General features: G+C 37.4%; 5 protein-coding genes and 1 pseudogene. 1 reads left to right on the top strand and 5 read right to left on the bottom strand.

The features are described from left to right. From LDB17_RS13725 to LDB17_RS13705, 5 genes and pseudogenes are all read right to left on the bottom strand, one after another. A pseudogene (locus LDB17_RS13725) lies at window positions 1-757 on the bottom strand (hypothetical protein); the annotation flags it as partial. Window positions 758-779: 22 nt separating this feature from the next. Further along, window positions 780-3,380, bottom strand: a complete 2,601-nt coding sequence (gene gyrA, locus LDB17_RS13720) for a DNA gyrase subunit A (RefSeq protein WP_252637415.1) — start codon at window positions 3,378-3,380, stop codon at window positions 780-782. Window positions 3,381-3,570: 190 nt separating this feature from the next. Further along, on the bottom strand, window positions 3,571-6,888 hold the full coding sequence (gene secA / locus LDB17_RS13715) for a preprotein translocase subunit SecA (RefSeq protein WP_252637417.1): 3,318 nt from the start codon (window positions 6,886-6,888) through the stop codon (window positions 3,571-3,573). A 46-nt stretch (window positions 6,889-6,934) separates the two neighbouring features. After that, on the bottom strand, window positions 6,935-8,533 hold the full coding sequence (locus LDB17_RS13710) for an alkaline phosphatase family protein (RefSeq protein WP_252637419.1): 1,599 nt from the start codon (window positions 8,531-8,533) through the stop codon (window positions 6,935-6,937). After that, window positions 8,530-9,771 carry a DUF4105 domain-containing protein gene (locus LDB17_RS13705; RefSeq protein ID WP_252637420.1) on the bottom strand — a complete coding sequence of 414 codons (1,242 nt, stop codon included), beginning with the start codon at window positions 9,769-9,771 and terminating at the stop codon, window positions 8,530-8,532. Before LDB17_RS13705 ends, LDB17_RS13710 begins: the two co-directional genes overlap by 4 nt. Before the next feature lie 200 nt (window positions 9,772-9,971). Here LDB17_RS13705 and LDB17_RS13700 point away from each other — a divergent pair, with 200 nt between their 5' ends. Next, window positions 9,972-10,574: a SagB/ThcOx family dehydrogenase gene (locus LDB17_RS13700; protein ID WP_252637422.1), complete on the top strand. Its 603-nt coding sequence runs from the start codon at window positions 9,972-9,974 to the stop codon at window positions 10,572-10,574. Window positions 10,575-10,614: the final 40 nt, after the last annotated feature.

Genomic DNA, 10,614 nt, shown 5'->3' with positions numbered 1-10,614 from the left:
CACACCAAACTTGATCAATGAATTCATTAGAGGAGGCAAGACTATCATTTACTTGTTGGTATTCACTTGCTAACAGTTCGTATGCATCACTTTCCTTATAAGTACTGTTTTGAACGTAAGGTTCAGCAATAATTTTCTTCAATAGTTTGATAGAACGTTCATGATCAGCCGATTGGATAGAGCTAATAACAGCATAATATTTGATAGTCTGATAAACACTATCTTGTGTATTGAAGTCATTTTTTGTATCTTCAAACATAGCTAAAGAAGGAAGCTCCCAGTATCTTTCAAAAAAGTCAGTTGCTCTCTTAAAGTCTTTCTTCTCGTTATAGTACACACCTCCATTTATATAGAATCTGTGTCCATCTCTCATATTTTTAACAATATCCTTTCTGAACTTGTTCTTTACCTGTCCTTTTTCATTTGGAACTTGACCTAGTTCATCAGCTTTGATATATGGATCATACATATTGTAAAGTCCAATATACATCTTTTCTTCATTCCCTCCTTTACCGGTGATCTCTTTTTGCATTTCTAAAGTTCGTTCATCATCAAACGCTTTGTACTCGATATCACCTGCTATTTTCCATGTTTCAGGATCATTCGCAGTTTCAGGATTAGTGAGTGCGGGTTTGATTAATTCTCTTGCTTCATCAACGTTCTTCATTGCAGATTTTGCATCTTTCACGGCTTTTTTCTGGGCAAAAGAGAATCCTGCAAATATGCATAATGTTATTACTAATAAACTTCGCTTCATAATTATTGTTTTAGTTCATATATCAGTTATTTATTTCCTCATTTTCATCCAGGATTGAGTTATTCTGGGTATCTTCATCCAATTCTATTTCGGTAATCTCGATATCCTCTTCATCTTCTGAATCGACCTTACAAACAGATGCTATCTCATCGTTTCGTTTTCCTAAATTTATAAGTCTAACGCCCTGAGTAGCACGTCCCATAGTGCGAATATCTAAAACTTTTAGACGAATTGTAATACCAGACTTGTTAATTATCATTAAATCGTTATCATCAGTAACACTATTTATAGAAACGAGCTTACCGGTCTTATCTGTAATGTTCAATGTTTTAACACCCTTACCTCCCCTACTGGTTATACGATATACAGGAATAATATTGCCATCTTCGTCAAAAAGATCATTTCCTTCTTCGTCTTTATCATTCAGATTAGTACGTTTTCCATATCCCTGCTCTGAAACCACCATGATAGTATGAGTTTTCTGATCCTCTTTAGACATAGCCAACATTCCTATCACTTCGTCTTGTCCATCTTCATCGATACGCATACCTCTCACGCCGGTAGCAGTACGCCCCATCTCACGAACATCTGATTCATGGAAACGAATTGCTCGTCCATTACGATTTGCTATGAGAATTTCACTGTCTCCATCTGTCATCAAGACTTCAATCACTCTGTCATCTTCACGAATAGTAATTGCGTTGACTCCATTCTGGCGAGGACGAGAATATGCTTCAAGTCTAGTTTTCTTGATAACTCCTGCTTTTGTACAAAATACAAGGTAATGGCTATTAATGTAATCAGTATCACTAAATCCTCTGACACGAATAAATGCCGTAACCTTATCGTCCGATTCAATATTCAGCAAGTTCTGTATAGCCCTTCCTTTTGAATTCTTAGTTCCTTCTGGAATATCAAATACACGCAACCAAAAACATTTACCTTTTTGAGTAAATAATAATATATAGTTGTGCATCGATGCCGGATAGATATGCTCAATAAAATCTGCGTCACGTGTTTCAGAACCTTTAGCTCCTACTCCACCTCTGTTTTGTGCACGAAACTCGGTAAGAGGTGTACGTTTGATATATCCGAAATGAGATACTGTTATGATCATCTCATCATTTGCATAGAAGTCCTCAGGATTGAGTTCTTCTGATGCATATACAATCTCTGTACGACGAGCATCACCATATTTATTCTTTATTTCTATCAGTTCATCTTTAATTACCTGCATCCGAAGATCTTCGTTCGATAGAATTTCGTTCAGATAAGCAATTAGTTTCTGTATTTCGTCATATTCATTACGAAGTTTATCTTGCTCCAGTCCGGTCAATTGACGCAAACGCATTTCAACGATTGCACGAGACTGTATCTCTGTCAGACTAAATCTATTCATTAAACTTTCAATAGCTTCCTGAGGCGATTTTGAAGCCCTTATAAGAGCTATCACTTCGTCTATATTGTCTGATGCAATAATTAAACCTTCCAGAATATGAGCACGCTCTTCGGCTTTACGCAAATCGTATGTAGTTCTGCGGATAACAACATCTACTCTGTGCTCAACGAATAATGATATCATATCCTTAAGATTCAACGTTCTAGGACGTCCCTTTACCAAAGCAATATTATTGACACTAAATGAAGATTGTAGAGCTGTAAGCTTATACAATTTATTTAGCACAACATTCGCATTAGCATCACGCTTGATATCTACAACGATACGCATTCCTTGGCGGTCAGACTCGTCGTTAACATTACTGATACCATCCAGCCTTTTTTCTCCGACCAGGTCAGCTATATGCTTGATTAATTCAGCTTTATTTACCAGATAAGGTATTTCGGTAATTACTATTTTTTCATGATTACCTTCTGTCTCTATTTCGGCACGACCGCGCATAACCACACGTCCTCGCCCTGTTTCAAAAGCATCTCTTACCCCTTGATAACCATATATAAACCCTCCCGATGGGAAATCAGGCGCTTTGATATATTGCATCAAACCATCGGTATCGATATCTCTATCGTCTATATAAGCTACAATAGCATCAATAGACTCTGTCATATTGTGGGGAGCCATATTAGTAGCCATCCCAACAGCAATACCCGAAGCTCCATTTACAAGCAAATTAGGTATACGTGTTGGAAGCACTGTCGGCTCTTGCAACGTATCGTCGAAGTTTAATTGAAAATCAACAGTTTCCTTGTCAATATCTTTTAGCATCTCTTCGGCCAAACGACTTAACCTGGCCTCTGTATAACGCATGGCGGCGGGACTATCACCATCTACACTCCCCATATTACCCTGTCCATCTACCAAAAGGTAACGCATGCTCCATTCTTGAGCCATACGCACCATTGCAAAATAGACAGAAGAGTCTCCATGTGGGTGATATTTACCTAACACTTCCCCTACAATCCTTGCGGATTTCTTGTGCGGTTTGTTTGATGTATTACCTAACTCACTCATACCATAAAGGATACGACGATGAACAGGCTTAAATCCATCTCTTACATCGGGTAATGCACGGGATACAATTACTGACATAGAATAGTCGATATAAGCCGACTTCATTTCGTCTTCAATATTGATCCTGATAATTCTGTCCTCTGTTTCTGCCATTATCTTAAGTTAAAATTTTTATTTTCAAATATTTGTAAAGTACATTTACACTTTGTTTTTCTGACAATTAAAAAACATGCTAAGATACAAATTTTGTTTGTATTAGAAAACATAATAACATAAAAAAAGCCCGACAGAAACTTACTTGTCGGGCTTTTCATTATTAAATATATCAAGTATTTACTTTCGATTATTCATTCCTTCCATGACAGTTTTTATATTTTTTTCCACTGCCACAAAAACAAGGATCATTGCGCCCCGGTTTTTTATCTACTTGTATAGGCGCTGTCACTTTGGGTCTTTCCTGAGCTGCCTGCCCTTGACCGGGAGCCGAAGCTCTTTGTTGTCCATCTTCTATCTCATTCCGTTCGGTACGATAACGGCTATAGTCAGTCTTTTGTTCTGGTTCTGCCTGACGTACTTGTTCCGGTTCACGAACAGGGATCTGTCCACGCATAAGAATTGTTACAGCTTTACTATTTATGCTGTTTAACATACTCTTAAACAGATTGAAAGATTCAAGTTTATAGATCAATAATGGGTCTTTTTGTTCGTAGCTGGCATTCTGAACAGATTGACGCAAATCATCCATCTCACGAAGATGCTCTTTCCATTCTTCATCGATTGTATGGAGGACTATTGATTTTTCAAAAGCTTTGATTACATCTTTTGATTGTGTTTCGTATGCCTCTTTCAGATTACAAGAGATATTATAAACACGTCTGCCATCTGAGATAGGAATAAGAATGTTCTCAAACTTATCACCTTGCTCTTCGTATACTTGCTTGATTACCGGATTAGCAATTTCAGCTAAACGATCCATCTTATGTTTGAAGTTCTGGATAGCCTTATCGTATATCATATCGGTCAATGTATCAGGCTTGGTAGAACGGAATGTAGCTTCATCAACAGGAGGATCTGTTGTAAATAAGCGTAGCATATCAACCTTTAGACCCTCATAGTCAAGATTATCGGCATGTTGTTCTGTAAGACTGACTGCTGTATCATATATCATATTAACAATATCGATACCAATACGTTCTCCCATAAGAGCATGGCGACGACGTTTGTACACAACTTCGCGTTGAGAATTCATTACATCATCATATTCCAACAAACGTTTACGGATACCAAAGTTATTTTCTTCAACTTTCTTCTGAGCTCTTTCTACAGATTTGCTAAGCATATTATGCTCAAGCATTTCTCCTTCTTTAAAGCCCATACGATCCATCATTCCGGCAATACGTTCCGATGCAAACAAACGCATCAAATCATCCTCTAACGAGATATAGAATACAGATGAACCCGGGTCACCCTGACGCCCTGCACGACCTCTCAACTGACGGTCAACGCGACGAGACTCATGCCTTTCTGTACCGATAATCGCCAACCCGCCTGCTTCTTTCACACTTGGCGCAAGCTTGATGTCAGTACCACGACCGGCCATGTTTGTTGCTATAGTAACAGCTCCCGGTTGTCCGGCAAGAGCTACAACTTCAGCTTCACGCTGGTGCAACTTAGCATTCAATACATTATGCTTTATCTTACGCATGGTAAGCATCTTACCCAGCAACTCAGAGATTTCGACAGATGTTGTACCCACAAGTACAGCACGGCCTTCTTCTACTAGTTTTTCTATTTCTTGTATAACCGCTGTATATTTTTCACGTTTTGTTTTATATATACGGTCATTCATATCTTTACGCGCAATCGGTCTATTGGTAGGAATTACAACCACATCTAATTTGTAGATGTTCCACAACTCACCTGCTTCCGTCTCAGCTGTACCGGTCATACCCGAAAGCTTGTGATACATACGGAAATAGTTCTGTAATGTAATAGTTGCAAATGTCTGTGTTGCAGCTTCTACTTTAACACGCTCTTTAGCCTCTATCGCTTGGTGCAATCCGTCCGAATAGCGGCGACCATCCATAATACGTCCTGTTTGCTCATCAACAATCATTACCTTATTATCGATAACCACATACTCATCATCTCTATCGAATAAAGCATAAGCTTTTAACAATTGATTGACTGTATGTACTCGTTCCGACTTGATAGAGTAGTTTTGCATCAACTCATCTTTCTTTTCTGCTTTTTGACTGTCAGTAAGCGATTGATTTTCTAAGTCAGATAATAAAGACCCGATATCAGGCAAAACAAAGAACAGTGGGTCATCAGAATTACCTGTAAGCAAATCGATACCTTTATCTGTGAGCTCTATGCTGTTATTTTTTTCATCTATAGTGAAATAAAGATCATCTGTAACAATATGCATATTACGCATTTGTTCGCTCATATAGTGCTCTTCAGTCTTCAACATAGATGCCTTTATACCCGGTTCACTAAGGAACTTGATAAGAGGCTTATTTTTAGGTAAGCCCTTAAATGAACGATATAACAACAACGACCCTTCTTCTTGCTCTTTCTTATCACTGGAAGCCATTTTTGCTTTTGCTTCAGCTAGTAATTTAGTACAAAGATCTCGTTGTGCTTTTACGATAATCTCTACACGTGGACGAAATTCTTCAAACAACTGTTGTTCACCCCTAGGTACAGGCCCGGAAATAATCAATGGGGTACGAGCATCGTCAATCAATACGGAGTCAACCTCGTCAACGATCGCATAGTTATGCTTGCGTTGAACAAGATCTGACGGATTGATTGCCATATTGTCACGTAGATAATCGAAACCAAACTCATTGTTTGTCCCGAAAGTAATATCTGCTTGATATGCTTTACGACGGCCTTCTGAGTTAGGCTGATGTTTATCGATACAATCTACAGAAAGTCCATTAAACATGTAAATTGGCCCCATCCACTCAGAGTCACGTTTTGCCAGATAATCATTCACCGTAACCACATGCACACCATTACCAGTAAGTGCATTAAGGAATACAGGCAAAGTACCTACCAGGGTTTTACCTTCCCCTGTTGCCATTTCGGCGATTTTACCTTTATGAAGCACAACACCACCAAACAACTGTACATCATAATGAATCATATTCCATTGTATTTCTGTACCTCCTGCTTGCCAGTGATTTTGATATATAGCTTTATCTCCCTCAATACGCACGAAATCATGATCTACAGCCAACTCTCTATCAAACTCTGTGGCTGTAACTATAATCTCTTCATTCTCCGTCAAACGGCGAGCGGTCTCTTTTACAATAGAAAAAGCTTCGGGAAGTACTTCGTCTAATACTTTCTCATACTTGTCTGTTATTTCTTTTTCCAGCTTATCTACTTCTACCCACACATCCTCACGTTGATCAATATCCAGTGATTCGATATTGGCTTTGAGTTCTGCTATTTTATTCTTTTCTGCTGCTACGTACTCCTGAACTTTTTGTCTGATCTCCATTGTCTTTGCACGTAATTCATCGTGTGACAGACGTTCGATAGAAGGATATACAGCTTTGATACGGTCTACATACGGATTGATTTCTTTTAAGTCTCTTTGAGACTTATTTCCGAATAATGATGTTAAAATGTCAGCGAATCCCATATATTTAGTTAGTTTATTTTCTTTTTATTTTGTTTGTTTTATTGTACTACCAAATTAACTCCGGTAAAGGCTCTTCTTTTGCTCCATTAGGAGACCTTATACGCATTATATATGTTACCGAAGGAGCTATTTCTGTAGCTTTAATCGTCCTTCTTATTCTGGCGGGCTTAATATTATTGCCAAAGAAAATTACAGGGCTTACAATCGCATTATTACGAGTCTGTTTTTCTTTAAATGAAGCATCTTGCTCGTTTACGATTTTATAGCCGGGCTGTAATTCGACAAATAGATCGCCAGAGTTCTCTTTAGTATAGCCATTCTTATAATATTCCATTACAGGATTCCACTGACCGTGCTGTATTTGATATGAAGTATATACTTCTTGCACGCCGGTAAATTCAGAAACAAACTCTGCCGCTTTTTCCTGTATTTCTTGTAATGATATATTTTTACTCTTTATCAGTTCTCTATTCAGATAAACCTGCCCTTTATAGAATTTATCAACCCATTGCCCATCTCTGCCATATATAGCCATTAGGTACATATTCAGCAAGGCTTCGCAGCGATTGACATAGAATTTATTTTCAGGGATATTTGAATTTGATAAAGCTGTGGACGTTGTATGTTCCGACGAATTATAATATCCGGTAGATGTGACAAAGATCAATGTATTTTTAAGACCCACAGTCATCTCTACTTCGTCTAACAACTTTTCTATTTCTTTGTCAAGGCAGCTATAAATATCTTGAATTTCGTATGAGTAATCAGAAACTCCCGGAAAGTTCCCTGCATAGAATGTCAAAGACAAAAAGTCAGGATTAGTGCGTTTTCCTAATTCTGCTTTAGAAAGCAAAGTCATAGCCGAAGACCTTACATTTTCATTTACAACAGGAATTTGTTTTGCTAAAATATAAGTCTGCTTATCTCCTCCCATAAAGTGCTGGAAAGACGATTCGCTTTGTTCATAAGGAAAAGCCTTATAGGTACTAACTTCCTTAGAAGGACGCCAATACATACTCCAAACCTTAGATGCAAAGTTTGTTGTACTACGATTATCCTGATCTACCGACCAATAAAAATCTTTATAATAAGTAGTTGAAGCCCATTTGCCGGTATAGTCATCTATCCAGAAAGCAGAATTGCCTCTTTTGCCGGATGATATCAAAGCTTGAGCTATTTGGGATGCAAAGGAGTATACGTCAGATTTTCCTTGCGATGCCATCTTCAACTCATCTGTTATAGTAGAGGTTTTGATAGCCAAAGGAGAAACTTTATCCTGTGTATAGTTACCTAAGAAAGCTTCATCTGTAAATGTCGAGACCTCTTGCTTCTTAGCTACAATGTACTTTTTATTTCCTACGATACCATGATAAAAAGGTGAAGCACCAGTGTATATAGTGGCAATTGCAGAGGCATCGTCTAAATTTGGAAAATCAAATTTTATATTCTGATATACCAGTCCTTCATTCAAGAGACGTTTAAAGCCCCTTTCAGAAAACGAACCTTGAAAGAGTTCGAGATAATCACCTCTCAGCTGATCAATAGTTATGCCAATCACCAATTTCGGCACCTCGTGAACAGAAGTCTGTGCCTGAACAGATGTTATGGTTAATACTGCAACTAAAGAGGTTAGTATTCTTATCATTTTCGCCTAGGCAAGCTATAATCAGCTCTTTTCTTTAACTTTTTAAGTTGTAAAATATTCATCCCCGATCTTATACACAACGATAAGATGAATGGGATAAAGGCTATCTCTAATTGTTGTGGTATCAAACACCATGCCAAAAGAAAAGCCAAAAGTGCTACAAAGTTAATAAAATGATAACAACTTATGAATTTTGAAAGTGATTTTACAAAGAATAAACAAGCAACGATTAATTGAAGCGGATTTAACCACACTATATTCCAGTTTGGATTAACACATGGATGAATGGAAAAGAACATCAAAAAGAAAATTACACATCCTCCAATTCCTGCTACAATAAACAACAGTGTATCATAAATTTGTCCTAATGTAAACCACCTTTTTTTATAGACTAAGAAAGACAAGAGTATAGTAATCAACAACAAAATACAACCCGCATACAGTGGTTGTATGTGACTTTCTGATAAAACTAATTCTTGTGGCGTCAAAAGTTGGTGCTCTTTTAAAATGAAGTTTCGATATGTCCCATCAGTATTTTTAATGCGAGCCCCTTCGTTGGCTTTCATCAAATAAGCCGGTAAAAAATCCTTTTGTTTGTCTGTGATTACCTTATCAGCATCTGCTCCAATTATGATATCTATACCAAATTTAGTCCATGGCTGTATTCCAACGCACTCCCACACTAGGTCTCTGTATGTTTGTTGCTTATCAGTTGGAGTGTATTCTATTTCTCCCTGTACATATTTCTCTACGATATCACGAGGTCGAGTAGCACAGTTATCATAGAAGAAGTTATAAAGATACTCCCTGTTTTCGGGACTAGAGTTTTGAGCTAAAGCATCAAATATCTCTTGCTTTTCCTTCAGAGTCAAATTATAAACCTGCTCGGTAACTCCTACACCTCTTTGTCCATACTCTTCTATGTAATACTTGAAAGGTATAGAACCAACCATATAGTAAGTTTCTCCCTTGACAAACCTATATATGAAATTATCACTATTGAAGTCAAATAAGCCGTAGTTGAACACTACATCTAAATGTTGTGTTGTATCACAAACCCGAATAGCCGTATGCCCAAATAGAGCATATATCTCTTTTTCCCAAGCAGAACTAGTCAGTAAACTTATTTGAGCTGTATCACTAAGAGTTATGGGCGACCGGAATGCATTCTGCTGTGACCGTAATCCCTGCGAAAAGGATGCTATGATCAAAAAAACAATAAAGAATAGGTTTCGCATTGTATTATTAGCGGATTTTATTCACAAATATAAAACAATAAGCGATAGAATTTATTTATAAGTATATATATTTTATTTCAAGTTGTGAATTTTACTTAAAAACAAGAGTTACACAAAGAACTTAATTCAAAAACAAGAGTTTATAAACGAATATAATTCTATATTTTTGTTTCTGTTAATTATAAAATTAGGTTACAATTATGAAAAAAGGTTTATTAGCCCTTGCGTTATTTTGTTTAATAAATTGTGTCTCTGCCCAGGATATACAATTAGTTTCTCCAACCAAAACAGGAGGAAAACCCTTGATGGAGGCCCTGAATGAACGTCAGTCTCATAGATCATTCGAATATAAAGAAATGCCGGCCCAAACCCTATCCGACCTTCTTTGGGCTGCTTATGGCTTCAACAGAGAGGATAAACGAACAGTCCCTTCATCTCAAAACCGTCAGGAAGTTGATGTGTATGTAATGCTCAGCTCAGGTATATATATTTATGATGCTAAGGATAACATACTAAAAATGCAAGAGAAAGGCGATTTCAGAAAGGCACTCGGACAGCCAAACATTTCAGACAATGCCTCATTAACTCTGATCTATGTGGCAAATATGGATAAAGCATCTAATCGAGAAGCCGGATTTATCGACAGTGGGTTTATTGCTCAGAATGTATACTTGTATTGCGCTTCAGTAGGTTTAGGTTCTGTAGCAAGAGGATCATTTACTCGCCCTGACCTACATAATACATTGAAACTTACTGACAAACAAGAAATAACATTCGTTCAACCAGTAGGATACATTAAGTAAATATCAAATTTATAGAAGCATAGAAGAGAAAGGCGTAAGC

Source organism: Dysgonomonas sp. Shenzhen-Wh21 (assembly GCF_043392705.1).
In the GTDB taxonomy this organism is placed as follows: Bacteria; Bacteroidota; Bacteroidia; order Bacteroidales; family Dysgonomonadaceae; genus Dysgonomonas.
The sequence above is the reverse complement of the archived record's forward strand: the minus strand, read 5'-3'. Positions and strand labels throughout refer to the sequence as shown.

Coding starts and splice junctions, on each gene's coding strand:
- LDB17_RS13705 (WP_252637420.1), bottom strand. CDS start 9,771: ATGCGAAACCTATTCTTTATTGTTTTTTTGATCATAGCATCCTTTTCG.
- secA (WP_252637417.1), bottom strand. CDS start 6,888: ATGGGATTCGCTGACATTTTAACATCATTATTCGGAAATAAGTCTCAA.
- LDB17_RS13700 (WP_252637422.1), top strand. CDS start 9,972: ATGAAAAAAGGTTTATTAGCCCTTGCGTTATTTTGTTTAATAAATTGT.
- gyrA (WP_252637415.1), bottom strand. CDS start 3,380: ATGGCAGAAACAGAGGACAGAATTATCAGGATCAATATTGAAGACGAA.
- LDB17_RS13710 (WP_252637419.1), bottom strand. CDS start 8,533: ATGATAAGAATACTAACCTCTTTAGTTGCAGTATTAACCATAACATCT.